Origin of the sequence: Myroides sp. N17-2, assembly GCF_002286775.1 — a bacterium.
Classification (GTDB): Bacteria; Bacteroidota; Bacteroidia; order Flavobacteriales; family Flavobacteriaceae; genus Flavobacterium.
Genome location: NZ_NSGJ01000120.1, coordinates 1 through 449 on the forward strand (window position 1 = coordinate 1; position 449 = coordinate 449).

At 33.9% G+C, this 449-nt stretch carries 1 pseudogene; it reads left to right on the forward strand.

Features of this window, described 5'->3' with window-relative positions:
• Positions 1-449 (forward strand): annotated as a pseudogene (locus tag CF599_RS19605) (hypothetical protein); the annotation flags it as partial.

A 449-nucleotide genomic window follows, 5' to 3' on the forward strand; every position in this document is an offset into this window, starting at 1 on the left:
TTATTGGTATATAAAGATGAAGATAATGCTATTCAGAATGTAGACTTAACAGTCTTATTACAGAATAGTAATGTGTTCCAAGAATTCTTGAAAAACTTTGTTAGCTCAGTAAGTGTAGATCAAACGATTACCACAATTGTAGCAGAAGAAGTAGCAGGAAAACGCACAGGAAACTATGATTACTTTAACGAGGATCGTGCTGCAGCTGGATATACACCAATGCGTATTTCAGTAGTTAGTGATGTACAGAACAACTTTGAAGAGATTATCAACAAGAAAGAGGTACAAGAGATCTTAAATAAATATGTAACTGAGAACATAGAAGGAAACGTTACTTATGAAGGCGGTAAGTTCTATGTGACAGTAAAAGAAGGAGATGTTTATAAAACGGAAGAGATCAATATTAATGATCTAGTGAAGTTTGCAGAGACAGAAACTACTTTAGTTGC